General features: G+C 69.2%; 20 protein-coding genes, 1 tRNA gene and 1 other RNA gene. 13 read left to right on the top strand and 9 right to left on the bottom strand.

Translation table 11 applies throughout. The features are described 5' to 3' along the window. Nucleotides 1-85: 85 nt before the first annotated feature. From CEF10_RS03315 to CEF10_RS03300, 4 genes are all read right to left on the bottom strand, one after another. Nucleotides 86-3,136 (bottom strand): Hint domain-containing protein, encoded by a 3,051-nt coding sequence (locus tag CEF10_RS03315; protein WP_101066198.1) that lies wholly within the window; start codon nt 3,134-3,136, stop codon nt 86-88. Between the two features lie 802 nt (nt 3,137-3,938). Beyond that, nucleotides 3,939-5,225, bottom strand: coding sequence for a DUF6522 family protein (locus tag CEF10_RS03310; RefSeq protein ID WP_101066196.1), 1,287 nt, complete (start codon nt 5,223-5,225; stop codon nt 3,939-3,941). After that, nucleotides 5,218-6,402 carry a P-loop NTPase gene (locus CEF10_RS03305; RefSeq protein WP_101066194.1) on the bottom strand — a complete coding sequence of 395 codons (1,185 nt, stop codon included), beginning with the start codon at nt 6,400-6,402 and terminating at the stop codon, nt 5,218-5,220. Before CEF10_RS03305 ends, CEF10_RS03310 begins: the two co-directional genes overlap by 8 nt. Continuing rightward, the gene (locus CEF10_RS03300) at nt 6,389-7,000 is read right to left on the bottom strand and encodes a MarR family winged helix-turn-helix transcriptional regulator (protein WP_101066192.1); all 612 of its coding nucleotides are present in this window, start codon (nt 6,998-7,000) and stop codon (nt 6,389-6,391) included. Before CEF10_RS03300 ends, CEF10_RS03305 begins: the two co-directional genes overlap by 14 nt. An 85-nt stretch (nt 7,001-7,085) precedes the next feature. On the opposite strand from CEF10_RS03300, the gene CEF10_RS03295 reads away from it, so the two are divergent. Beyond that, nucleotides 7,086-7,943, top strand: a complete 858-nt coding sequence (locus tag CEF10_RS03295) for a sigma-70 family RNA polymerase sigma factor (RefSeq protein WP_101066190.1) — start codon at nt 7,086-7,088, stop codon at nt 7,941-7,943. Nucleotides 7,944-8,007: 64 nt separating this feature from the next. On the opposite strand, the gene CEF10_RS03290 is transcribed toward CEF10_RS03295, so the two are convergent. Further along, nucleotides 8,008-8,093, bottom strand: a tRNA-Leu gene (locus tag CEF10_RS03290). Between the two features lie 114 nt (nt 8,094-8,207). Between CEF10_RS03290 and CEF10_RS03285 the strand changes: the two genes are divergently transcribed. Together CEF10_RS03285 and CEF10_RS03280 are read left to right on the top strand one after the other, a co-directional pair. Continuing rightward, on the top strand, nt 8,208-8,786 hold the full coding sequence (locus CEF10_RS03285) for a YqaA family protein (protein WP_101066188.1): 579 nt from the start codon (nt 8,208-8,210) through the stop codon (nt 8,784-8,786). A gap of 1 nt (nt 8,787) precedes the next feature. Further along, nucleotides 8,788-9,255 carry a disulfide bond formation protein B gene (locus tag CEF10_RS03280; protein WP_101066185.1) on the top strand — a complete coding sequence of 156 codons (468 nt, stop codon included), beginning with the start codon at nt 8,788-8,790 and terminating at the stop codon, nt 9,253-9,255. Nucleotides 9,256-9,331: 76 nt separating this feature from the next. Here CEF10_RS03280 and CEF10_RS03275 read toward each other — a convergent pair whose 3' ends face one another. Continuing rightward, nucleotides 9,332-9,763: an Lrp/AsnC family transcriptional regulator gene (locus CEF10_RS03275; RefSeq protein WP_101066183.1), complete on the bottom strand. Its 432-nt coding sequence runs from the start codon at nt 9,761-9,763 to the stop codon at nt 9,332-9,334. Nucleotides 9,764-9,881: 118 nt separating this feature from the next. Here CEF10_RS03275 and rocF point away from each other — a divergent pair, with 118 nt between their 5' ends. After that, entirely contained in the window at nt 9,882-10,808 is a 927-nt protein-coding gene (gene rocF / locus CEF10_RS03270; protein ID WP_101066181.1) for an arginase, read from the top strand. A 15-nt stretch (nt 10,809-10,823) separates the two neighbouring features. After that, on the top strand, nt 10,824-11,885 hold the full coding sequence (locus tag CEF10_RS03265) for an ornithine cyclodeaminase (RefSeq protein WP_101066179.1): 1,062 nt from the start codon (nt 10,824-10,826) through the stop codon (nt 11,883-11,885). A gap of 12 nt (nt 11,886-11,897) precedes the next feature. Here CEF10_RS03265 and CEF10_RS03260 read toward each other — a convergent pair whose 3' ends face one another. Next, nucleotides 11,898-12,617, bottom strand: coding sequence for a class I SAM-dependent methyltransferase (locus CEF10_RS03260; RefSeq protein ID WP_157932952.1), 720 nt, complete (start codon nt 12,615-12,617; stop codon nt 11,898-11,900). A gap of 69 nt (nt 12,618-12,686) precedes the next feature. Here CEF10_RS03260 and ssrA point away from each other — a divergent pair. Next, nucleotides 12,687-13,038: a transfer-messenger RNA gene (ssrA, locus tag CEF10_RS16740) on the top strand. Between the two features lie 203 nt (nt 13,039-13,241). Beyond that, on the top strand, nt 13,242-13,682 hold the full coding sequence (locus CEF10_RS03255; RefSeq protein ID WP_101066174.1) for a hypothetical protein: 441 nt from the start codon (nt 13,242-13,244) through the stop codon (nt 13,680-13,682). Nucleotides 13,683-13,980: 298 nt separating this feature from the next. Here CEF10_RS03255 and CEF10_RS03250 read toward each other — a convergent pair whose 3' ends face one another. Then, nucleotides 13,981-14,442: a DNA polymerase III subunit chi gene (locus tag CEF10_RS03250; RefSeq protein ID WP_101066171.1), complete on the bottom strand. Its 462-nt coding sequence runs from the start codon at nt 14,440-14,442 to the stop codon at nt 13,981-13,983. Nucleotides 14,443-14,453: 11 nt separating this feature from the next. Beyond that, nucleotides 14,454-15,944, bottom strand: a complete 1,491-nt coding sequence (locus tag CEF10_RS03245) for a leucyl aminopeptidase (RefSeq protein WP_101066169.1) — start codon at nt 15,942-15,944, stop codon at nt 14,454-14,456. 164 nt (nt 15,945-16,108) lie between these two features. On the opposite strand from CEF10_RS03245, the gene lptF reads away from it, so the two are divergent. The 6 genes from lptF to rsmA all read left to right on the top strand — a co-directional run bounded on the left by lptF (nt 16,109) and on the right by rsmA (nt 23,662). Further along, entirely contained in the window at nt 16,109-17,230 is a 1,122-nt protein-coding gene (gene lptF, locus CEF10_RS03240) for an LPS export ABC transporter permease LptF (protein ID WP_101066167.1), read from the top strand. After that, nucleotides 17,227-18,318: an LPS export ABC transporter permease LptG gene (gene lptG, locus CEF10_RS03235; protein WP_101066165.1), complete on the top strand. Its 1,092-nt coding sequence runs from the start codon at nt 17,227-17,229 to the stop codon at nt 18,316-18,318. The genes lptF and lptG overlap by 4 nt, the downstream gene beginning before the upstream one ends. Then, nucleotides 18,315-20,513: an LPS-assembly protein LptD gene (locus tag CEF10_RS03230; protein ID WP_101066163.1), complete on the top strand. Its 2,199-nt coding sequence runs from the start codon at nt 18,315-18,317 to the stop codon at nt 20,511-20,513. Before lptG ends, CEF10_RS03230 begins: the two co-directional genes overlap by 4 nt. 17 nt (nt 20,514-20,530) lie before the next feature. Next, nucleotides 20,531-21,766: a peptidylprolyl isomerase gene (locus CEF10_RS03225; protein WP_232796387.1), complete on the top strand. Its 1,236-nt coding sequence runs from the start codon at nt 20,531-20,533 to the stop codon at nt 21,764-21,766. Then, entirely contained in the window at nt 21,763-22,734 is a 972-nt protein-coding gene (gene pdxA / locus CEF10_RS03220) for a 4-hydroxythreonine-4-phosphate dehydrogenase PdxA (RefSeq protein ID WP_101066159.1), read from the top strand. The genes CEF10_RS03225 and pdxA overlap by 4 nt, the downstream gene beginning before the upstream one ends. Nucleotides 22,735-22,822: 88 nt before the next feature. After that, nucleotides 22,823-23,662 (top strand): 16S rRNA (adenine(1518)-N(6)/adenine(1519)-N(6))-dimethyltransferase RsmA, encoded by an 840-nt coding sequence (rsmA, locus tag CEF10_RS03215; RefSeq protein WP_101066157.1) that lies wholly within the window; start codon nt 22,823-22,825, stop codon nt 23,660-23,662. The last annotated feature ends 30 nt before the right edge of the window (nt 23,663-23,692 follow it).

The raw sequence follows: 23,692 nt of genomic DNA, 5'->3' as shown, positions 1-23,692 counted from the left end.
TGTTCGCCCGAAATCGCGACGACCCCCTTCGACCGATTCCGGAGGGCCGCGCGCGCCGCAGCGCGGCCGGCACACCCGGGGCGCGTCAGGCGGACGCCAAGAGTTGTGCCTCGTGCCTCTTCAGCGACCGGCGGGCCGCTTCGTAGGCCGCACGCCCCTCGCTGTCGCGCAGTTCCGGGAAGAGGTCGAAGATCTCGTCGCGCTGCGCGGCGCCCATCCCGTCGAGCGTCTGTTCGCCCGGCTGGAAGCTCTCGGTCCAGGCCCCGTCGGAGAGCACCACCTCGTGATGGTCGAACATGAAGTGAATGTAGGTGACGGCATTGGCCCGGACACGCTCGATCCCCGGCATTGCCGTCAGGTGCTTTGCCGAGGCCAGCACCTCGTGCTCCTCGAAATAGAGCGCCGTGCGGTCATTGCTGATCAGCATGCGGTGTTGCGGGCTCACAAGCATGTCGCGCTCGGGCAGGCCACGGCCCAGCGCGCCGGCGCGGATCAGCACCGGCTGCAGGTGCGATGCGCGGGCCAGCTCGGCGCCGGTGAGCGCGCGGCGACCGATCCAGCGGATCTCCTGCAGGCCGTTGTCGCGGGTGATGACCCGGTCCCCGGCCCTGAGATCCTCGATCCGCCGCTCGCCCTGCGGCGTCGCGATCACCGTGCCCGGCGTGAAACACGGCACGATGTTCTCGATCTCCGAGAAGGTCATGGAGCCGGTGGTGGTGCCGCCCGGTACATCGAGGAAGTTGATCGTGCCGCTCGTCGAATCGCCGTCGGGATCGGTCGTTTCATTGACGATCTCGAAGGGGCCCGAACCCGTAAGGTCCAGCGTGTCGACATCGTCGCCGCCGGTGCCGCCGTCCACGTTGTCGCCGGTGCCGTCCTCGGCCGAACCGATGACGAAGGTGTCGCGGTCGTCGCCCCCCGAAAGCTCGTCCGCGCCCTGCCCGCCGGTGATCATGTCATCGCCGGATCCGCCGGAGATGGAGTCGTCGTCCACCCCGCCGTCGAGCGTGTCGTTGCCCAGGCCGCCCTCGATCGTGTCGTCGTCGTCCTCGCCGAAGACCACGTCGTCGCCGGCGCCGGCCACGATCGAATCGTCGCCGTTGTCGACTTCGGGATCGCCGGCCGTGTCGGGGATGTTGGCCGACGACTCGTTGATGCCGCCATAGACGGTATCGTTGCCCTCGCCGGCAATGACGGTGTCGCTGCCTTCGCCCGAGATGATGACATCGTCACCCGTGCCGCCATCGATATGGTCGTCGTCGAGGCCGCCGTCGATCGTGTCCTGGCCTGCGCCACCGGTGATGACGTCGGCATCATCGCCGGTCGTGATCGAATCGTTGCCCGCGCCCCCGGCGACCGTATCCAGGTCGTCGCCCGGATGCGGATCCTCCGGCACGGTGGTGCCGAAGCCGTCGTCGGGCAGCGGCTCGCTGCCGCTGGTGTCGATGGTGTCGTCGCCATCGCCGCCCTCGACCGAATCGCTGCCGTCACCCCCGGTCAGCACGTCGGCGCCGCCCTGGCCAAGGATCACGTCGTCACCTTCGCCGCCCGAAAGGGTATCGTTACCGGCGCCGGCGGCCCCACCGCCCGAGGCCGCGTCGAAATGCACGTCGGTGACGTTGATCCCGCTGTCGGCGCCGCCGGTCATCTCGTGCTCTATCTCGATGCGCGAGACCGGGCCGTCGACCTCGACCCCGAGCGAATAGTCATCGCTGTCATCGGGCTGGTAGCCGCCCGTGCTGGTGGCGGTGTCGTCCACGCCGTCACCGTCGCTGTCGGACAATGTCAGCTTGTCGCCGCCGGTCAGCGTCACCGGCACCTCGTTGCCCTGATCGTCGTAGGCGCGCACGCGCACCTGCCCGTCGCCGTCGATGTCGTTGACGCGGAAGTCCACGTTTTCGACCGGTTTCGAGAAGTCCAGGCGGTAGGCCGAGGAATCGCTATCATCCTCCATATCGCTGGACAGCGAGCTGTTCTCGTCGACCGTCTCGCTGCCACCGTCGATGCCCGAGACGTTCTGGTCGTTGTCGGCGAATTCCGTTTCGACATCGCCGCTCTCGTCGAGAACCGAGAAAGTCACGTCGACGCTGCCGGTGTTCTGGGTGAAACCCGACAGCGGGTCACCGTCCTCGATCGGGTTTGGGCCGTTGGGATCGGGTGCCTTGTCCCATTCGAAGCTTTCCCGCGTGGCCGACGGCGCTTCCGAGTCGCCCTTGAGAACATCGTCGCCGGTGCCACCCTCGACCGAGTCGTCGCCGGCGCCGGCGAACACCGTGTCGTCGCCCAGCGCGGATTCCACCGTGTCGTCACCGCCGCGGGCATCGACGACGTCGTCGTTCGACCCGTCGGGCGCGTCGCCCGCGTCGATCATGTCGCCCTCGGGGTCGCCGGTGTACGCCAGGTCGATGTCGTTGGCGGTGTCATCACCCTCGACAACGCCGTCGCCGCCGGGGTTGACGACATCCTTGTCATAGACCTTCACGTAATCGATCGAGCCCGCGAATTCCTGCGCGTAGTGCCCGTCGTCCGTTTCCCGCGCGCCGAAGGTCCAGCTTTCGTCGTCGTTGTCGGTGACGTCCATCGTCAGGTCGGTCGCCGAGGGATCGGTCAGCGTGGTGCTGGTGCCCTGTGTCACGTTGGTGACCTCGAGCGTCGCGCCGGTGTCGGGCGACCAGGAATAGCTGGCCTCGAGCGTGTCGCCCTCCTCGAAGAAATCCTCTTCGGTCTGCAACAGCGTGCTGTTGCCCCCGTCGTGATGCTCGGCCTCGACGCGGCCGTCCTCGGTCACGCGCAGCTCGAACCAGCCCTCGTCGTCCTTGTCGTCCTTCTCGCCGCGGTTGACGACGCTGTCGGGCGAGCTTCCCACGTGATGGTCCTGCGTGAAACGCACGCTCACCGTGCCTTCGGTCAGGTCGAAGGGGGCATCACTGCCATTGCCATTGTCGGCTTCCACGTCGAAGTAGTCGTTGCTTCCGTCGGTGTGCAACTGCCCGCCCGAGAAGCTTGCGTCGCCGTGCGTGTGGCCGTCCTGCGCGATGCCGTCGGCCAGTCCGGTGTCAGCCGTCGGATCGCCGGGCTGGAAATCCCAGAATCCGATCAGGTTCGCCGCGTGCGGGTCATTGACTGTGTTCGTCATCGTCGTCTCCTTCGAGCGGCCGCCGGCACTCGGACCAGGCCGCGACACCAAACCAAAAACCCCTCGGACGACATCGTTATCGCCGGGGCAACCTGCACGAATGCCTCATGTCTGGTGGGGAGATCGAACGCCGCGAACGGCGATCTGCGGCGCAGGGTTTCTCCCCGCGTCCCATGCGCTTCACTGGCCGCGCAAACGCAGCCTGACGAACGCACATGCTCCCGCACCGGACCGGTGCTTGCGTGCGGTCGCCCCCGTGACCAACGATCATCGCCCCCCAGTTAGGCAGATTCATTTTTACTGAATGCCGCCGGGCTTACAAAATGAAATCTGCCCGGAATTGGCTCATTTGCCGCGAGGTTGGCCGTCAGCCCCCTCGCCGGGACAGGGTTCGCACACGGCTCGGCGGCGTGATTGTTTCGGCAAACGAGGCAATTCAGCGCGCGCGGGCCGCGCTTTCCAGCGATAACGTGCCTTCGGCCCTCATTATCCGCACCGAGGATTGTTAAGCATTTGGCAACATTCCACGCCGGCGCCGCCATGGCCATGCACCATCCGGCGGGCCCGGAACGCCGTCGCCGCAACAGGATCAATCATCGCGTGGCGCCACGGTTGGTGCCGGAACGGAAACACGCAGAGCGGGTCGCGACGATTCGCCCCCGATTCGCAACGAGGGCTCGTGGCGCCTTTCGGGTTTCGTGACGAATCGCTCTGCCCCGCGACCCGGGGGCGCGTAATGCCGCCGCAAGCGGTATGACCGACGGCCGGTTTGCCCGCGCGCGGAACAATCGCCGCGCCCCGCTCACGCCGACGCAGACCCCGCGCCGGCGGGCGTTTCGGGCGATGCCGCAAGCTTCTCCTCGAGATGCGTCAACTCGCGCCGGTGAAACGCCCTCGCGTCCTCGTCGCCGCCCGGCCCGCGCGACAGGGCGCGCGCCGTCTCGAAGAAGCCGTTTCCGGGCAGGCCGTCGCCGGCGCGGCTCACCGCACGGGCGGCAATGAACGGGCGGCCGGCACGCGCATCCTCGTGCATCGTCTCCTCGAGCGCGCCGGTCACCTTGCGCACCGATCCGGGCAGCCACATGCCCAGCGCGCGGGCGAGCGCGCCGTAGGTAACCGTTTCCCCGGCCGGCAGACCGGCCAGGTGCGCGCGCACCCGGTCCGACAGGCGGCGTTCGCGGTCGGCCGCCGCCTCCGCCGATTTCGGGGGCGGCACCTCGCGCGCGCTGCCATCCTCACGAACCTCGGCTGCCCAGGCGCGCGTCGGGCTGCGCAGGACGACCCGGGTGCTGCCGGCGTCGGCGCCGACGCCCTGCTCGGTCACGCCGACGACGTCACCGCGGCGCAAACCTTCGCGCAACGTCTCGGGCGTCAGGCCCAGGCGCGGTGCCAGATACTCGGGATCGACCACGATCTGCCCGTCCTCCCAGCCGATCGCGTCGGGCGGAACCGGCCGGTCGAGCACGGGCGAGGCCCCGGCCCCTTCCGTGTAGAAGGGGTTGGTGCCGGCCGCGTGGTCGGTGACATCCACGATGTCGCGGATGTCCGGCAGGGCCGCGCGCAGCATGCGCTCCACCCCTTGCCGCAACGTCGCGGCCGAAGCCGCGCAGCCCTGGCAGCCGCCGGACATGCGCAGGTAGACCGTCGCGTCCTGCACCCGGTCCACCGCGATGTGGCCACCGTGCGCCGCGACCGCCGGGTTGACCTGCCGTTCGAGCAACGCCTCGACCCGTTGCAACAGGACGCTGTCCGCGTCGTCATCTTCCGCGCCATCGGCGGCCACCGTGCCCAGCGGCGCGTCGGTTTCGTCCAGAACCCCGCGTATCGCCGCGGCGACCGCGGGCTTGAGCGCCACCCAGTCGGCCCCCGCGTCCCTGCGCACGCGGACGGTCGCACCGGAGACATCGACCTCGCGCACGCCGTCGACGGCGAACAGGGCGCGGGCCAGCGGGGCCTCGGCCGTCTCCGGGTCGTCGAACCGCGCAGATGCACCTGCCTGGACCGGCGCGTCCAGCACGAAACCCATCACGGTGTCGTCGGCCGGCGAGCGTTGCGCACGGATGCGGCGGCGGGTCGTGTCGTCAGACATCCTCGAGCTCCGCGTCCTGCATCGCGCGCAGGGCCTTGAAGGTGTAGATGCCGCTTTCGTGGCCGTCGCTGAACGCCATGCCGAGCGCATAGTTGCCCACGCTCCAGATCCGCGTCAGGCGGATGTCGAGCGGGACCGTATCGGGGTCGAGAATGGGCTTGCCGCTCATCTCGTCGCGGCAGGCCGCGCAGCGGCAGGCCAGGCGCAGGTCGCGCGGGGCGATGCACTGTTCATGGCCGTCGGCCCAACGCAGCAGCAGCCCCGTGTCGTCGTGATCGAGGGCCACCAGCCGCTCGGCCGGCCCGTCGCCCTGCACCGGGGCCGGCTCCGGCTTGCCCGTGCCATCCGCAAGCGTCCAGGAAAACGGGGTCGCGATCCCGGCCGCGCCCGTTCCGCCGTCGGCCAGCGCGGCGGCGATGCTTTCATAGGCCCGCGCCGCCGGGCTTTCGGGGGCGGCGGCCACCAGCGGCGTGCCCGAGTCGCCGGTGTCCACGACCTGCGGGTCCAGCGGCACGGACCCGAGGAACGGCACGCCGATGTCCTCGGCGACGGCCGCGCCGCCGCCCTGGTGGAAGATGTGCGTGACGCTGCCGCACGAGGGGCAGGTGAATCCGCTCATGTTCTCGATCACGCCGAGGATGGGAACGTTGACCTGTTCCATCATCCGCAAGCCGCGCCGCGCGATCTTCAGGCTGACGTCCTGCGGCGTGCTGACGATCACCGCCCCGGTCAGCGGAAACGCCTGCGCGAGCGTGAGCTGGATGTCCCCGGTGCCCGGCGGCAGGTCGAGCAGCAGCACGTCCAGTTCGCCCCAGTCCACCTGCTGCACGAACATCTGCAGGTATTTCGTCACCATGGGCCCGCGCAGGATCGCGGGCTTGTCGTCATCCGACAGCATCGCCATCGAGATCACCTTGACCCCGAAGGCCTCCGACGGGATGACCTTGCGCTCGGCCGACATCGCCGGTGGCGCGTTTCGGGCGATGCCCAGCATGCCGGGGATCGAGGGGCCGTAGACGTCGGCATCGACCACGCCCACGCGCAAACCGGCGCGCGCCATCGCCACGGCCATGTTCGCCGCCACCGTCGACTTGCCGACGCCGCCCTTGCCGCTGCTGATCGCGATCATCCGGCGCGCGCCGGGGGCCCGGCTGTCACTGGCATCACTGGCTGTCATGCTGGCTGTCCTTTCCTTGCTTGCCGTCGACCTGATGATCGGCGCCGCTGTAGTCAATGCACAGCTTGTCGATTTCCCCGGTGCCCAGATGCGCCGCCATGCAGGCGCAGTAGCCGCTTCCTTCCGAGGTCGAGAAATGCGTGCAATCACTGCAGGTGCCGAAGGTGCGCCCGCCGCGACGCGCGGCGAGCGTCGAGGCCACGCGCGACAGCATCTGAAGGAACGCCTCGCGCTCGGCCGGGCCGAGGCCGTCCAGCGACGCGATGAGATCACCCAGCGGATCATGCGACAGGGCCGCCCACCCCGCCTCCGTCAGCGCGAAGCAAACGCTGCGGCCGTCCACCGGCGAGCGTTCCCGGCAGACCAGCCCGCGGCGTTCCAGCGTCTTGACGATCTGCGACGCCGTGCCGCGCGTCGTCGCGTGGAAACTGGCAAAGGCCGAGGGCGTGCAGGTGGTCCGGTTGGCGTGGGAAAAGAACCTCAGGCAGGTCCATTGCGCCGCGGTCAGGCCGGACTGGCCGTCCTCGCTGCACGCGGTGCGCCCGAGATGGACCAGCATCTCGGCGATACGGTCCGCGATGGCGGTGGTGTCTGACATGGCATTTTGGTATCGAATCGAAACTGTTTTGACAAGACCCGCATGGCCAATATAGTGTCGATTCGAAACGGAATTGGGTGACCCTATGAACAAACCGGTCAGGCACTGGACGACGCGCCGGCGGCAGACGAGCGAGCACGCGATGCTGGACGCGCAGGAAGAGCGGCGGCTGATTCAGGCGTGGCAGCACGACCGGGACGAGACCGCGCGCCACCAGCTGGTCCAGGCCTTCACGCCGCTCGCGGCGGCGATGGCCAAGCGGTTTGCCCCCGGCACGTCCACCCCGGACCCGGACCTTCTCCAGCAGGCGCATATCGGGTTGCTCAAGGCGGCCGACCGCTTCGATGCCTCCCAGGACGTGCGGTTCTCGACCTACGCGGTCTGGTGGGTACGCGCCGAGATCCAGGATTTCCGGCTGGCCAACCTGTCGGTGGTGCGGCGCCCCAACACCGCCAGCTTCCGCAAGGCGTTCTTCAACCTCTCGCGCGTCGAGAAGGAAGTGGGCGCGGCGCACCCGGATGCGGACGACAACGAGGCGCGCATCGCGGCGGCCCTGGGCCTCAGCCAGGAAAAGCTGGGCGACATCCGCACGCAGCTTTCGGGCAGCGACAGTTCGCTGAACGCGCCGGCGCTGGAGGAAGACGGCGAGGACCGCATGGCGCTGCTCGTTGATCCGCAGACGGACGTCGAGGCCGAGGTCTCGGCCGATCTGGACACCGAGAAGCTGCGCGCGGTGATCGTCAAGGCGATGTGCAAGCTGCCCGAGCGCGAACGCGAGATCATCGTCGCCACCTATCTGTCCGATCCGCCGGAAACGCTCGAGGCGCTGGGCACGCGGTTCGGGATCTCCAAGGAACGCGTGCGCCAGCTGCGCGAACGCGGTTTCGAACGGCTGCGCACCCTGCTGCGCAACCGCGACCTGTCGCTCGAAAGTTTCGTCTGAGCAACGCTCCCGGCACGGTATCGCGCCCCGAACGGCACGACCTGTCCCGCGCAAACCGTCGATATGGTGCCCAAGGCCGGACTCGAACCGGCACGGCCTTTCGGCCGGGGGATTTTGAATCCCCTGCGTCTACCATTCCGCCACTTGGGCACGCGCCTTCTGTAGCCGAGGTGCGGGGCGCCGTCCAGTGCGGCGCGGGCGGGCTTGACCCCTGGCATCCTGCGTGCTCTGAGGCGTCCAGTCCAAACCGCGAAAGCCGCGCGCATGATAAGACGACTCTACGACTGGACCATCCGGATGGGCCGCCACCCGCGCGCGCTCTGGGTCCTCGCCGCGGTCTCCTTCGCGGAGAGCTCGGTTTTTCCGATCCCGCCCGACGTGCTGCTGATCCCGATGATCCTCGCCCAGCCGCGCCGGGCCTGGCTGATCGCAGCCGTCGCGCTGGTGGCCTCGGTGCTGGGCGGGCTGCTGGGCTACGCGATCGGCGCCTTCGCCTACGAGGAAGTCGGCCGGCCGATCCTCGAAAGCCTAGGCAAGACCGAGTCGATGGAGGCATTCAACACCCGCTTCAACGATTTCGGCTTCTGGGCGGTGCTCACCGCGGGCGTCACGCCCTTCCCCTACAAGGTCATCACCATCATGGCCGGCTGGACAAGCATGCCGCTGGCCGTCTTCATGGTGACCTCGGTGATCGCGCGGGGGCTGCGCTTCTTCCTCGTGGCCGCGCTGCTGTGGAAGTTCGGCGCGCCGATCCGCGACTTCATCGAACGCTGGCTCGGGCCGCTGTCGATCCTCTTCGTCGTGCTTCTCATCGGCGGGTTCTACCTGATAAGGCACCTGTGACATGCAACGGCGCACCCTTTACATCCTGATCGCCGCCGGTGGCTCGGCGGCGCTGCTGCTGGGCGCGCTGGCCTTCCAGCACCTCGGCGGGCTGGCACCCTGCAAGCTTTGCCTGTGGCAACGCTGGCCGCACGCGGCGGCCGTCGTGCTGGGCGCCGCCGCCCTGGTCCGCCCGGGCGCCGCCCTGCCCGCGCTGGGCGGGTGCGCGGCGCTGACCACCGCGGGCCTGGGGCTCTATCATGCCGGTGTCGAACAGGCATGGTGGCCGGGTCCGGCCGGCTGCACCGGCGGTGGCGCGGGGTTGTCGGGGCTGAGCGGGGCGGAACTGCTCAACCCCGAAAGCGCCCCGGCCATCGTCATGTGCGACGAGGTGCCGTGGCAGATGCTCGGGGTCTCGATGGCCGGCTGGAACGCGCTCGTCTCCCTCGCTCTCGCCGCGCTTTGGCTGATTGCGGCGCGCCGCGGCTGACCGCGGGCAAGGGCGCCCTGCCCTTCATCTTGCCCGAAATACTCCCGCCGGAGGCATCCCGCCACGCGCCACAGGCTCAGGCGGTCGCGGCCTTGCGCGTGCTCAGAAGCAGGCTGGTCTCCGAGTGCGCGATCCCGTCGAAACGGCGGATCCGCGCCAGCACGCCGTCGAATTCCTCCAGCGTGGCCGTGCCGATCTCGACGATGACATCCCAGCGGCCGTTGGTGGTGTGCACCGCGCGCACGGCCGAAAGCCCGCCCAGCTGCCGCAGGATCCGGTCGGTGCCGCGGCCCTCGATACCGATCATCATCAGCCCGCGCACCGGATCGCGCGCGGTGTCGGCCTTGAGCACCACGGTGAACCCAACGATCTCGCCCGCGCGCCGCAGCCGCTCGATGCGCCCGCGCACGGTGGTGCGTGACACCCCCAGCTCCAGCGCGAGATCGGACAGCGAGGCGCGCGCATCGTGCCGCAGCGCCGAGATCAGCTGCTGGTCGATATCATCCATTTCGCACGCCCTGTCCTCCGTTTCGCATGCAGCGCGCCCGATTTGTGCAAAATACCGGCTTCAAATCAACCTGTTTCGAAATCACCTTGCCCGCAGCAACACTCGGAGAGCATGCCCCATGACACCCGGATCCTGTGTTCTCATCGGCGCGCCCGTGGACAGCGGCAAGCGGCGCACCGGCTGCCTGATGGGCCCCGATGCCTATCGCGTGGCGGGGCTGCCGCGCGCCTTTGCGGAGCTGGGCCATGACGTGCGCGACGCCGGCAACCTGGCCCCGGATCCGTCCGACACGCCCGCCGATGCGCCCGCGCACCTTCACGGGCTGGCCGAAAGCATCGGCTGGACCCGCGCGCTCATGCGCGAAGGCCACGCGGCGATGAACGAGGGGCTGCCGGTGTTCCTTGGCGGTGACCACAGCCTTTCGCTGGGCGCGATCGCCGGGGTGGCCGCACACGCGGCCGAAACCGGGCGGCCGCAGTTCGTGCTGTGGCTGGACGCGCACAGCGATTTCCACACGCCGCGCACCACGCAGTCGGGCAACCTGCACGGCACGCCGCTGGCCTATGTCACGGGCCACGGCGGCTTCGACGGGTTCCCGGCGGTCACGCCCGTCCCCGAGGAAAACATCTGCATCCTCGGCCTGCGGTCGGTGGACGCGGCCGAACGCGCGGTCCTGCAGGGTTCCCGGATCGGGCGGCACGACATGCGCGAGATCGACGAGACCGGGATCGCGCGGCCGCTGTCGGCCTTTCTCGATCGCGTCGCCGCGGCCGCCGGGGCGCTGCACGTCTCGCTCGACGTCGATTTCCTCGATCCCGCCGTGGCCCCGGCGGTGGGCACCACCGTGCCCGGCGGGGCCACGATCCGCGAGGCGCACCTGGTGATGGAGATGGTCTGCGACAGCGGGCTGATGACCTCGCTCGACCTGGTGGAACTCAACCCCTTCCTCGACGAGCGCGGCCGCACCGCGCAGGTGATGGTGGACCTGGCCGCCTCGGCGCTGGGGCGGCGTGTGTTCGATCGGCCCACCCGGGCCTACGGCTGAGCAAAGGAGCTTCGAATGCCCAAGCTGCACCCCTCCGACAAGGCACTCGTGCCCTTCGTCTCGGTCGAGAACATGATGAAACTGGTGCATCACATCGGGATAGAGCCGATGCTGCAGGGGCTGGCCGACTACATCGAGGCGGATTTCCGCCGCTGGGAGCTCTTTGACAAGACGCCGCGCGTGGCCAGCCATTCGGACGAGGGCGTGATCGAGCTGATGCCCACCTCCGACGGCGAGGTCTACGGTTTCAAGTACGTCAACGGCCATCCGAGGAACACGCGGGCCGGTCTGCAGACCGTCACCGCCTTCGGGCTGCTGGCGAACGTCGGCAACGGCTACCCCGTCCTGCTGTCCGAGATGACGCTGCTGACGGCGCTGCGCACGGCGGCGACCTCGGCCATGGCCGCACGGCACCTGGCCCCGCGCGGCGCCGACACCATGGCGATGATCGGCGCGGGCGCGCAGTCGGAGTTCCAGAGCCTCGCCATGAAGGCCGTCTGCGGCCTGAAGAGCGTGCGGCTCCACGACATCGACCCGGCGGCCACGGCCAAGGCCGAGCGCAACCTTGCCGGCTCGGGGCTGACCGTCGTGCCCTGCGAGAGCGCCGAGACCGCGATGGAGGGGGCGCAGATCATCACCACCTGCACCGCCGACAAGCAGTATGCGACCATCCTGTCCGACAACATGGTCGGCAGCGGCGTGCACATCAACGCGATCGGCGGCGACTGCCCGGGCAAGACGGAGCTGGCGCCGGGCGTCCTGCAGCGCGCCGAGATCTTCGTGGAATACCCCGAGCAGACCCGGGTCGAGGGCGAGATCCAGCAACTGGCCCCCGACCATCCCGTCACGCAGATGTGGCAGGTGCTGGCGGGCACCGCGCCCGGTCGCACCGGCGCGGGGCAGATCACGCTGTTCGACAGCGTGGGATTCGCGATCGAGGATTTCAGCGCCCTGCGTTTCGTCCGCGACCGGGTGGGCGGCACCGGGCTGGTGCAGGAACTCGACATGCTGGCCGACCCGGACGACCCGCGCGACCTGTTCGGCATGCTGGCGCGCGCGGCGCCCGCTGCGGGCTGAGCCCGGGCGCCGTCAGTTGCCCGCGTCGTCGGCCTTGCGCGCGACGACGAACCAGCCCATGCACTGCAGTTCGCTGCTGCGCCGGGCCATGCGCGGGCCGTCACAGGCCGCAAGCAGCCGCACGTTGAGCCGCGCCAGCTGCATCAGCAGCCATGTCAGCGGGTCGGGCACCCAGGCGCCGAACTGGCGCCGCGTGCGCGACACGCGCCCCAGTTCCTGGTCCATCATGTCGAAGTAGCCGCCGTTCGCGGTCAGCTCCTCGATCTCGAAGCCGAGCCGCGGCAGGTGCAGCTCGTAGAAATAGCGCGAGAACCCGGTGCAGTAGTGGTAGGGCGCGAAATGCGTGAGCGAATTGAACGGGGCGGTCAGGACCATGCGCCCGCCCGGCCGCGTCAGCCGCCCGAGCTTTTCCACCGCGCGCACCGGATCCACCACGTGTTCGAGCACCTCCGAACAGAATACGGTGTCGAACTGCCGCGCCTCGGGGATGTCGTAGAGGTCGCAGACGAAGTCCAGCGCGCTGGTGTCCCACCGCCCGGTCTGCAGGCCCGCCCCGTCGCCGGTGCCGTCGTATTCGGCGATGTCCTGCGCGAGGTAATCGAGGTGCGTGCAATACTGCTTGTGGGCGCATTCGCCGGCGCCCACGTCGAGCAGGCTGCTGCCCTCGGGCAGCGCGCGCAGCGTGCGGGCGATCCATTGCTCGCGTGCCTGGTGGTTCTTCAGTCGTCTCATCTTCGGGGTCCCGGCCTTGGTCATCCCCCTATTGCACGACGCGCGGGCCAGGCGCCAGACCCGCCGTTGCCCGTTGCAAAACGCGACGCAGCCATTACATTGAAGGTGTCCCGCAAGGGACTATGGGCATAAACGCGCGCGGAATAAGCGGTTCGGACCCGGGGGCGGTACCCGGCGGCTCCACCAGATACCCGGTCGTTGGCGGGACACGGGGCCGAAACAGGATCGACGAACGTGTAAAGGCGTGGCTTTGTCCCGGTGAGGTACCACCGTTATCGGTCCGTCAAAGCATAATTGCCAACGACAATCATGCTCCGGTCGCCGTTGCCGCGTAAGCGGTAACAAGACCGAAACCTTGAAGCCCTGGCCTCTAGCAAGGTCAGGCGGGGTTCGCAGGCACCTGGCAACAGAAGCCTGCACTTTCCTCTTCCATTCAACCTTGCCGATATCCGCCGCGCGCCACGATGGCACACGCGCGCGCATGCGCGACACAGGCATGCATCACATTCCTTTTTCCGCATATTTTTGACCTAGGTCAAAGTCACCCCTTCGTCCGGTCGTTAGGCGGGGAGGTGTGAAAACCTGTTTCGCAAATTCAGGTTTGAATGCCAAAGGAGATTCGACATGCGCAAGACCCTCACCGCCGTCGCGCTGACGCTGGCCGCCGCCGCGGGCCTGCCCGCCCAGGCCGAGGAGGCCAACGACAAGCTCGTGACCATCCTGACGAGCGAGAACCCCCAGACGCAGCTCATGAGCATGGTGCTGACCATGACGTCGCTCAAGCAGGGCGCCGAGACCTACACGCTGCTGTGCGGCCCGGGCGGCGACGTCGCGCTGAAGGACGCGCCCGAGGGTGCCACCGCCCCGCAGGAACCCAAGGGCATGAGCCCGCAGAAACTGATGAAGATGATCATGGACCAGGGCGGCACGGTCGAGGTTTGCGCGATCTACCTGCCCAACAAGGGCGTGGGTCAGGACGCGCTGATCGACGGCGTGGGCGCGGCCAAGCCGGGCCCGATGGCCAAGCGCCTGATGGCCGAGGACACGCAGGTCATGTCGTTCTGATCCTGCAACCCTGCACCGAATCGGAGCCCTCTCCTTTCTCCTCCCCGGGCTCCTTTACCTGGGCCGCCGCGCCATCGTGCGGGCGGCCCTTTTTCATGCGGGCGCGGCATTGCCGACGGCATCTTCGCAAGCGGTGCGCCTGCGGCGCGCATGATGTCTCGTCGCCGGCCTGCGGCCGTCCTCCTCGGGCGGGTGCGATCGTGGCCGTTGGCCCCCGGCCCCGCCCGGCGGGGACACGCGGCGGATGTCAGGCGCCTCCGGCGGGAGTATTTGGGCCAAGGTGAAGGCACGGGCGCTCTCAGCGCTCGGCCTTCTTTTCCCACTTGCCGGAGGCTTCCGACCAGTACTGCGCCCGGCACCCGGCCTGCGTGAGAGCCCTCCATTGCGCCCGCGCCTGGTCGACCGCCGCCGCGTCGCCGCCGTCGAAGATGACGCAGACACGTTCGAGGCGCTGCACCTCGCCGGGGTCGACCGGGGCGCCGTCCACGCTCATCAGGCATTCCGCCGCGTTGGGCGCGGCACCCGGCGCGGTGGTCAGAAGGATGGGCTGATGGGCGGCGTTGGGCGCCCCGGCCAGCCCGTGGGCCAGGAACTGCTCCTCGGGGCCGAGCCACAGCTTCTCGTCCAGCCATTCCATGCGCGCGGCATCGACGCCGCGCACCGCCACGCGCCAGCCGGCCGCGCGCGCCTTTTCCAGCAGCATGGGCAGCGTGGCCTCCAGCGGCCGGCGCGTGAGGTGATAGAAGAAGGCCGCCCCCATCGCCGCGCGCCTCAGCCGGTCTCGTACCCGTCGGCGACCAGCCGGTCGAGCGCGCGCACGCCCCAGCCCGTGGCGCCCTTCGGGGCAAGCGTGGTCTCGGTGCCCGTGCGCGCCACCCCGGCGATGTCGAGGTGGATCCACGGCGTGTCGTCGGTCACGAACCGGGCGAGGAACTGCGCGGCCGTGATCGAGCCGGCCGAGCGGCCACCCACGTTCTTCATGTCGGCGATCTGGCTCTTGAGCAGCTCGTCGTAGGCATCGCCCATCGGCAGTTGCCACGCGCCCTCGCCGGTGTCGTCCGCCGCCTTGAGGAAGGCGCGGCACAAGCCGTCGTCGTTGGCGAAGGCGCCCGCTTTCTCGTGGCCCAGCGCGATGATCATCGCGCCCGTCAGCGTGGCAAGATCCACCATCGCAGCGGGCTTGAACCGCTGCTGCGCGTACCACAGCACGTCGGCCAGCACGAGCCGCCCCTCGGCATCGGTGTTGATCACCTCCACGGTATCGCCCTTCATCGAGGTGACGACGTCGCCGGGCCGGTAGGCGCGGGCCGAGGGCATGTTCTCCACCAGCCCGACGAGACCCACGACATTGGCGCGCGCCTTGCGGGCGGCCAGCGCGTGCATCACGCCGGTGACGACGCCCGCACCGCCCATGTCCATCGTCATCTCCTCCATGCTTGCGGCAGGCTTGAGGCTGATGCCGCCGGTATCGAACACGACGCCCTTGCCGATCAGCGCGAGCGGCGCGGCGTCCTTTTCACCGTGCCGCCACTGCATCACCGCCACCTTGGAGGGGCTGTCGCTGCCCTGCCCCACGGCCAGCAGCGCGCCCATGCCGAGCTTTTCCAGTGCGTCCTCTTCGAGGATCTCGACCTCGACGCCCAGTGCCTCCAGGCCCTGGATGCGGCGGGCGAACTCGGTGGTGGTCAGCACGTTGGCGGGTTCGTTGACCAGGTCACGGGTCAGGAAAACGCCCTCGGCCACGGCCAGCCCCGGGCGGGCGGCGGCCTCGGCCTCGTCGGGCTTGCCGCACATCACGGTGAGCGGGCCGGGCGCGGTGTCATCCGCGTCGTCGCCGGCATCGCGCGTCTTGTGCACGTCGAACTCGTAGGCGCGAAGCACCGCGGCCTGCACCAGCTCGGCGGGTTTGCGCAACGGGCCGGCCAGGACGAGCAGCGGCGCCTTGCCCTTGGCCTTGCCCAGCGCCGCGCCGGCCTTGCGCAGGTCCTCGGCGCCCGCGTTGCGGGGCAGGCAGACGATGTCGACGGCCTCGGCGGCCATGCCCGCCGGCCAGGCCAGGGTCACGACGTCGCCGGGTTTCTTCCTGGCGAAACCCGGCGCCTCGGTCATCCGCGCCAGCGCGCCCTTGGTCAGCTTGTTCACACGCCGGGCACCGGCGTCCATCTTGCCGTCGGGGGTGATGAAGGCCGCCACGCGGCCCTCGGCCTCGGCCACGCGGGCAAGATCGGTCTCGGTGAACTGGACGGCGACCGGTTGGGTCATGTTGGCTGCTCCCATTCCTGTGGATGACTGTCGCGGTTGCGCGAGTCCTAGCGCGCCTGCGCGAGCATGACCAGTTAGCAGTTTTCCCCCGTGGCCAATTCCGATAGATTGCCGGACAATATCTTGAGGGGTGGGAGTCTTCCGTGACCAGATTCGACAGGTACATGCTGTCGCAGTTCATGGTCCTGTTCGGGTTCTTCGCCCTCGTTCTGGTGCTGATCTTCTGGATCAACAAGGCCGTGCGCGTTTTCGACCGGCTGCTGGGCGAGGGCCAGACCGGCATGGTGTTCCTGGAGTTCACGGCGCTGTCGCTGCCCGCGGTGATCGGCGTGGTGCTGCCGATCGCGGTGTTCGCGGCGGCGATCTACGTGACCAACCGGCTGAGCACGGAAAGCGAGCTGACGGTGATGCAGGCGACGGGCTATTCGCCGTGGCGGCTGGCAAGGCCCGTGCTGGTCTACGGGCTGATCGCGGCGGCGATGATGTCTGTGCTGACGCACGTGCTGATCCCCATGAGCGCCAGCCAGCTTTTCCTGCGCCAGACCGAGGTGTCGCGCAACGTGACCGCCAAGTTGCTGACCGAGGGCGAATTCCTGCACCCGGCCGACGGCATGACCTTCTACATCCGTGAAATCACGGCCGACGGCGCGCTGAACGACGTTTTCCTGTCCGACCGGCGCGACCCGGCCAACCCGATCACCTACACCTCGTCGCAGGCCTACCTGGTGCAGGAGGCCGGCGACACGCACCTCGTCATGGTCGAGGGGCTGGCGCAGAACGTGCGCGGCGACGGCGACCGGCTGTTCACCACGCATTTCGAGGACTTCTCCTATGACATCAGCCAGCTGATGGAGGCCGGCGCCGTCAACCGCGACCGGGTGAGCTTCACCGCCACCCCGGCGCTGCTGGGCCAGCCGGCGGCGGTGGCGGCGCGCACGGGCGCCGCCGTGGGATCGGTGTTGCTGGAAGGGCATTCGCGCATAACGCAGGCGCTGATGTGCGTCATCGGGGCACTGGTCGGCTTCGCCACGCTGCTCGTGGGGACCTACAGCCGTTTCGGCGTCTGGTGGCAGATCCTGGGCGCCTTCGTTCTTCTCGTGCTGCTCAAGCTGGCCGAAAGCGGGGTGTCCGGGCTGGTGCTGGCGCAGCCGGCGCTGTGGCCGCTTCTCTACCTGCCGGTGGTGGCCGGGTTCGGAACCGTCATGCTCCTGCTGGCGGTGGCGGCTCGGCCGGGGCTTGTGACCCGCGCGATCGCCCGCGCGCGGTGGAAGGGAGGCACCGCATGACGCTCGACCTTTACTTCGCGCGCAAGTTCCTGGTGTCGTTTCTCGGCGTCTTCGTGGTTTTCGTCGTGATCCTGACGCTCATCGACCTCGTGGACGAGGTGCAGGATTTTCCCGACATGTCCTTTGCCGAGGTGCTCGAGCTGGTGTTCCTCAAGGCGCCGGAGGCCAACTACGAGATCATGCCGCTGGTGATGATCCTGTCCACCGTCGCGCTCTTCGTCCGGCTCGCCCGCAGCTCGGAACTCGTCGTCGTCCGCGCCGCGGGGCGCTCGGCGCTGCGTACGCTGGCCGCGCCCATGATCGTGGCCGCGCTGGTGGGGGTCGTGGGCCTGACCGTCTTCAATCCGGTCGTGGCGGCCACCGCCAAGCGATACAACGAACTGATAAATGCGCACCTCGGCGCCGGTCGCAACGTGCTCGCGATTTCCGACACCGGGCTGTGGCTGCGCCAGGGTGGCGCGCGGGGCCAGACGGTGATCCATGCCGAACGCGCCAGTTCCGACCTCAGCGTGCTTTACGCGGCGACCTTCATCGCGTTTTCGCCCGACGGGCAGCCGTTGCGCCGCATCATGGCAGACAGCGCCGCACTGGAAGACGGCGGATGGCGGTTGCGCGACGCCAAGATCTGGCCGCTGCGCGTGAGCGGCAATCCCGAACGCGCGGCGCGCGAACTGGACGAGATGACGGTTCCCTCGGCGCTGACCCGGGATCGGATCGTCGACAGCTTCGGCAAGCCCGAATTCATTTCGATCTGGGCGCTGCCCGGCTTCATCGACCAGCTCGAGGAGGCGGGTTTCTCCGCGCGGCGCTACGCCGTCTGGCTGCAGTCCGAGATCTCGCGCCCGTTGTTCCTGACCGGACTGGTCATGATCGCGGCGGCCTTCGCCATGCGCCACGCACGGCTGGCCGATACCGGCGTTTCCGTGCTGACGGCCGTTCTGCTGTGCTTCGTGCTCTACTACATCCGCAACTTCGCCCAGATCATGGGCGAGAACGGGCAGGTTCCCGTGCTGCTGGCGGCCTGGGCCCCGCCACTGGCCACCTTCCTGCTGGCCGTCGGCATCCTTCTGCACATGGAGGACGGATGAGACCGGCGCGCCGCATCTTCCGCCACGGCGCGTGGCTGGCCGCGCTGGCCGTGCTGCTTGGCGCGGCGTTGCTATCCACCTCGGCGGCGGCGCAGGACGGCCCGGCCGTCCTGGTCGCCGACAGTATCCGCACCGAGGGCGGCCGCCTGATCGCCGCGGGCAATGTCGAGGTCATGCACGGCGGCCGTCGCATGACCGCGGAACGCGTGGTCTACGACCGGGCCGCAGACAGCCTCCGGATCGAGGGGCCGATCACGCTGCACGAAGGCGAGGAGACCGTGGTGCTCGCCGACGCGGCCGCCCTCGACGCGGACCTGCGCAACGGGATCCTGCGCGGCGCGCGCATCGTGCTGGGCCGGCAGCTTCAGCTGGCCGCCGCTCGGATGGAGCGGCGCGGCGGCCGCTACGTGCAGCTGGACAAGACGGCCGTGACCTCCTGCCGGATCTGCGAGGACGGCGACGCGCCGTTGTGGCAGATCCGCGCCGACCGCGTGATCCACGACCGCGAAGCGCGTCAGCTCTATTTCGAGGGGGCCCGGTTCATGGTGCGCGACACGCCGGTGTTCTACCTGCCGCGGTTGCGCCTGCCCGACCCGACGGTGAAACGCGCGACCGGGTTCCTGATTCCCTCCCTCTACACGTCGAGCCTGCTGGGCACCGGGGTCAAGGTGCCCTATTTCATCCGCATGGGCGACCACCGCGACCTGACGCTCACCCCCTTCGTCACCGGCAAGACCCGGACGATGGAGTTCCGGTACCGCCAGGCCTTCCGCAACGGTGACCTCAGCTGGCGCGGCGCGGTGTCCGACGACGACATCGGCAGCGATTCCCGGCGCGGCTACAGCTTCTTGCAGGGCGATTTCGCGCTCGACCGCGGCTACCAGCTGAGCTTCGACATCGAGGCGACAAGCGACGATGTCTACATGCTCGAATACGGCTATTCCGAGAAGGACAGGCTGGACAGCCGGATCGCGGTGGACCGGGCCGAACGCGACGAATACGTGCTGGGCGCGTTGACCCACTACGAATCCCTTCGCGCCGGGGAAAGCAATGCCACGCTCCCCACGCGGGCGGTGGACGCCACCTATGAACGGCGCATGTTCCCGGCCGCGACAGGCGGCGAATTGCGGCTGACCCTGGGGGCACATGCGCACGAACGCACCTCCTCGATCGCGACGGACGGGCCCGACGTGGACCTGTTCGCGGACGGGCGCGACATGACGCGGCTGTCGGCGGGCTTCGATTGGCGCCGCACGTGGACGGGTCCGGCCGGGCTGCGCGCCACGACGCAGGCCGGGCTGGCCGCCGACGGCTTCTTCCTCTCGGATGCCGGCGCGACCAGCCTGAGCCGGGCCAGCGAGGTCACGCCGGAAACCGCGCTGACGCTGCGCTGGCCCCTGAGCAAGACCGGCCCGGATGGCGCGCGCCACCTGCTTGAGCCGCTGGCGCAGGTCGCCTGGGTCGGCGGGGCCAACCCCGACATCCCGAACGACGAAAGCACGCGGCCCGAGTTCGACGAAGGCAACCTGCTGTCGATGTCACGCTTCGCCGCCCCGGACCGCCGCGAGCGCGGCGCTGCTGCCGCGCTCGGCACGCGCTGGACCCGCTTCGGCACCGACGGGGGGCAGACCACCCTCGCGCTCGGCAAGGTCGTGCGGGACGAACGCCAGCTCGATGCCAACGGCACGCCCGATTTCACGCGCACCTCGGGGCTGCAGGGGCGCCATTCCGACACGCTTGCAGCCGTTCACGTCGAACGGCCGAACGGGCTGTCGCTGACGACCCGCGGATTGTTCGAAAACAGCCTGGACGCGGCCACGAAGGCCGAGACGCGCGCCGCCTGGACGAACGCGCGCGCCGATTTCGGCGCCACCTACATCTGGCTCCGGGCCGATCCGGCGGAAAACCGCCCACGCACGATCTCGGAATGGTCGCTCGACGGCAGCTACCGGTTGTCGCGGCACTGGACGGGCAGCGCCCACTGGCGTTATGACGTCGCCCGGGACGAGGCGGTGACCGCCGGTCTCGGCCTGACATACACGAACGAATGCGTGGACATCACGCTTTCGGCCTCGCGTCGGTTCACGTCATCCGGGGTGCTCGAGCCCTCGACCGGGGTCAGCCTGACCGTCGGGTTGCGGGGCTTCAGCGCACGCAAGAAGGACGGTGACTACGTCCGAACATGCAGGAACTAAGCAGGAAGATACATCGAATGCGTCACATTCTGACCGTCATGACCCTGGCCGCCGCGCTGGTGGCCGGCACCATGGGGCTGAGCACGCCGGCCAGCGCGCAGAACCTTTTCGAACCGGTCATCAAGGTCAACGACAAGGCGATCACGCGCTATGAACTGCAACAGCGCGAACGCCTGCTGCGCCTGCTGCGCGCGCCGGGCGACGCGGCCAAGCTTGCCCGCGAGCAACTGGTCGAGGAGCGTCTCAAGCTCGACGCGGCCGAGGCCGAAGGCATCGTCGTGGACGAGGCCGCCGTCGAAAGCGGCATGGAGGAATTCGCCGGCCGCAACGACATGTCCACCGAGGAATTCGTGGAGGCACTGGAAGGCAGCGGCGTGGAACGCGAGACGTTCCGCGATTTCGTGCATGCCGGCGTCACCTGGCGCGAACTGGTCCGCGCCAGGTTCGGAAGCCGCGTGTCGGTGAGCGAGGAGGACATCAAGCGTGCCAAGGCCGCGACCAGCGGGGTCACCGGGGTGCAGGTCCTGGTGTCGGAGATCATCCTGCCCGCGCCGCCGCAGCAGATGGCCCAGGCCGAACAGCTGGCCAAACGCATCGCGCGGGTCGAGACGATCGAGGGCTTCGCCGAGATGGCGCGCGAACACTCGGCCGCGCGCTCCAGCGTGCGCGGCGGGCGCATGGACTGGCTGCCGATCACGGAGCTGCCCGAACAGTTGCGCCCGATCATCCTCGGGCTCGCGCCGGGCGAGGTCACGGACCCGTTGCCGCTGGACGGCGCGCTCGCCCTGTTCCAATTGCGCAACATTCGCGAGGTTTCCGCGCCGGAGCCGGACTACGCGGCGATCGAATACGCAACGCTGGCGATTCCCGGCGGGCGCAGCGAGGAGACGCTTTCGACGGCGGCCGAGATCGAGGCGGTCACCGACACCTGCGACGACCTGTACGGCGTGGCCCGTGACATGCCCGAGGACGCGTTGCAGCGCACCAGCAAGGCGCCGGGCGAGATACCGCAGGACATCCGCCTGGAGCTGGCCAAGCTGGACGCGGGCGAGGTGTCCATGAACGTCACGCGCAACGACGGGCGAACGCTGCTGATGCTCATGCTCTGCGGCCGCAGCCCGGAGCTGGAAACCGACGCCGAGGGGCCGTCCGAGGAGGAGCTGAGCTTCCAGATCCGCAACCGGCGGCTGGAGTCCTTCGCGAATTCCTATCTCGAGCGGCTGCGCGCCGAGGCCCGCATCGTGAGGCAATGATCCCGCCCGTCGCACTGACCTGCGGCGAGCCCGCGGGCATTGGCCCGGAATTGGCCGCGCGGGCGCATGACGCCCTGGCCGATGTCTTGCCGTTCTTCTTCATCGGCGACCCGCGGCACCTGCCCGAGGGCACACCCGTGGCCGAGATCGATGACCCCGCCCAGGCGGCCGAGGCCGCCGGAACGGGCCTGCCGGTGCTGCGTCATGATTTCCCCGGCCCGGCAAGGCCCGGTCATCCCGACCCGGCGCTGGCGCGCGCGGTGGTCGAGGTCATCGCGCGCGGCGTCGCGCTGGTGCAATCGGGCGCGGCCGGCGCCCTGTGCACCGCGCCCATCCACAAGCAGGCGCTCCAGGAGGGGGCGGGGTTCGCCTATCCGGGCCATACCGAGTACCTCGCCGCGCTTGCGGGGGTCGACCGCGTCGTCATGATGCTTGCCGGTCCGCAGTTGCGGGTCGTGCCCGCGACGATCCATATCCCGCTGGCGCAGGTGCCCGGTGCGCTGACGGCCGAACTTCTGGAACAGACCGTGCGGATCACGCACGCCGCGCTGACCCGCGATTTCGGCATCGAGCGCCCCCGCATCGCCGTGGCCGGGCTCAACCCGCACGCCGGCGAAGGCGGCCGCATGGGACGCGAGGAGATCGAGGTGATCGCGCCGCGCCTTGATCGGCTGCGGGCCGAGGGGCTGGATCTGCGCGGACCGCTGTCGGCCGACACGATGTTCCACGATGCCGCCCGCGCGTCCTATGACGCGGCGGTGGCGATGTACCACGACCAGGCGCTGATCCCCGTCAAGACGCTGGATTTCGATCGCGGCGTGAACGTCACGCTGGGCTTGCCCTTCGTGCGCACCTCGCCCGACCACGGCACGGCACTGGATATCGCCGGAGAGGGAATTGCCAACCCGGCCTCGACGATCGAGGCGCTGAAACTGGCGCGTGACATGGCCCGGGCCCGCACCGCATGACGCGGTGGCGCCCCGCCTTGCCCCCGGGGGTTTGCCACCCCCGGACCCCCGGCGAGTATTTCGCGCAAGATGAAAACGGGGGGCACGCATGAGCGCCATCGACGATCTGCCGCCCCTGCGCGAGGTGATCGCGGCGCATGGATTGTCCGCCCGCAAGGCGCTGGGGCAGAACTTCCTGCTGGATCTCAACCTGACCGCAAAGATCGCCCGCACCGCGGGCGACCTGACACGGGCCGATGTGCTCGAGGTCGGGCCCGGGCCGGGCGGGTTGACGCGCGGCCTGCTGGCTCAGGGCGCGCGGCACGTGCTGGCGGTCGAGAAGGACGCGCGCTGCCTGCCCGTGCTGGCCGAGATCGCGGAGGCCTACCCGGGGCGGCTCGAGGTGGTGCAGGCCGACGCGCTGGATCTTGATCCGCTGACCCGCTTGACCCCGCCGATCAAGGTGGTCGCCAACCTGCCCTACAACGTGGGCACGGAACTCCTGGTGCGCTGGCTGACGCCAAGGGCCTGGCCACCGTTCTGGGACAGCCTGACGCTCATGTTCCAGCGCGAAGTGGCCGAGCGGATCGTCGCGACCCCCGGCTCGAAGGCCTACGGGCGCCTTGCGCTGCTGGCACAGTGGCGCACCGATGCGCGGATCGTCATGACGCTGCCGCCCGGCGCCTTCACGCCGCCGCCGAAGGTGGAAAGCGCGGTGGTGCAGCTGACCGCCCTGCCCCGACCGCGCTTCCCGGCGGACCCCGGGATTCTGGAGCGGCTGGTCGCGCGGGCCTTCAACCAGCGCCGCAAGATGCTGCGCGGGGCGCTGAAAGGGCTTTCACCGGACGTCGAGGATCGCCTGCGCGCCGCCGGGATCGCGCCCACCGACCGCGCCGAAGCCGTTTCGCTGGAAAAATTCTGCGCGCTGGCACGGGCCCTGGAACACTAGCACCCGGCGCACGGGGTGGGCGCCGCCGCG

It is taken from the genome of Roseovarius salinarum, assembly GCF_002834145.1.
GTDB classification, from domain to species: Bacteria; Pseudomonadota; Alphaproteobacteria; order Rhodobacterales; family Rhodobacteraceae; genus Roseovarius; species Roseovarius salinarum.
This window is presented reverse-complemented; position numbering and strand designations above follow the sequence as displayed.

Bases quoted from the DNA above. Each gene is read 5' to 3' on its own strand.
- CEF10_RS03315 (WP_101066198.1), bottom strand. From the start codon at position 3,136: ATGACGAACACAGTCAATGACCCGCACGCGGCGAACCTGATCGGATTC.
- CEF10_RS03310 (WP_101066196.1), bottom strand. From the start codon at position 5,225: ATGTCTGACGACACGACCCGCCGCCGCATCCGTGCGCAACGCTCGCCG.
- CEF10_RS03305 (WP_101066194.1), bottom strand. From the start codon at position 6,402: ATGACAGCCAGTGATGCCAGTGACAGCCGGGCCCCCGGCGCGCGCCGG.
- CEF10_RS03300 (WP_101066192.1), bottom strand. From the start codon at position 7,000: ATGTCAGACACCACCGCCATCGCGGACCGTATCGCCGAGATGCTGGTC.
- CEF10_RS03295 (WP_101066190.1), top strand. From the start codon at position 7,086: ATGAACAAACCGGTCAGGCACTGGACGACGCGCCGGCGGCAGACGAGC.
- CEF10_RS03285 (WP_101066188.1), top strand. From the start codon at position 8,208: ATGATAAGACGACTCTACGACTGGACCATCCGGATGGGCCGCCACCCG.
- CEF10_RS03280 (WP_101066185.1), top strand. From the start codon at position 8,788: ATGCAACGGCGCACCCTTTACATCCTGATCGCCGCCGGTGGCTCGGCG.
- CEF10_RS03275 (WP_101066183.1), bottom strand. From the start codon at position 9,763: ATGGATGATATCGACCAGCAGCTGATCTCGGCGCTGCGGCACGATGCG.
- rocF (WP_101066181.1), top strand. From the start codon at position 9,882: ATGACACCCGGATCCTGTGTTCTCATCGGCGCGCCCGTGGACAGCGGC.
- CEF10_RS03265 (WP_101066179.1), top strand. From the start codon at position 10,824: ATGCCCAAGCTGCACCCCTCCGACAAGGCACTCGTGCCCTTCGTCTCG.
- CEF10_RS03260 (WP_157932952.1), bottom strand. From the start codon at position 12,617: ATGAGACGACTGAAGAACCACCAGGCACGCGAGCAATGGATCGCCCGC.
- CEF10_RS03255 (WP_101066174.1), top strand. From the start codon at position 13,242: ATGCGCAAGACCCTCACCGCCGTCGCGCTGACGCTGGCCGCCGCCGCG.
- CEF10_RS03250 (WP_101066171.1), bottom strand. From the start codon at position 14,442: ATGGGGGCGGCCTTCTTCTATCACCTCACGCGCCGGCCGCTGGAGGCC.
- CEF10_RS03245 (WP_101066169.1), bottom strand. From the start codon at position 15,944: ATGACCCAACCGGTCGCCGTCCAGTTCACCGAGACCGATCTTGCCCGC.
- lptF (WP_101066167.1), top strand. From the start codon at position 16,109: ATGCTGTCGCAGTTCATGGTCCTGTTCGGGTTCTTCGCCCTCGTTCTG.
- lptG (WP_101066165.1), top strand. From the start codon at position 17,227: ATGACGCTCGACCTTTACTTCGCGCGCAAGTTCCTGGTGTCGTTTCTC.
- CEF10_RS03230 (WP_101066163.1), top strand. From the start codon at position 18,315: ATGAGACCGGCGCGCCGCATCTTCCGCCACGGCGCGTGGCTGGCCGCG.
- CEF10_RS03225 (WP_232796387.1), top strand. From the start codon at position 20,531: ATGCGTCACATTCTGACCGTCATGACCCTGGCCGCCGCGCTGGTGGCC.
- pdxA (WP_101066159.1), top strand. From the start codon at position 21,763: ATGATCCCGCCCGTCGCACTGACCTGCGGCGAGCCCGCGGGCATTGGC.
- rsmA (WP_101066157.1), top strand. From the start codon at position 22,823: ATGAGCGCCATCGACGATCTGCCGCCCCTGCGCGAGGTGATCGCGGCG.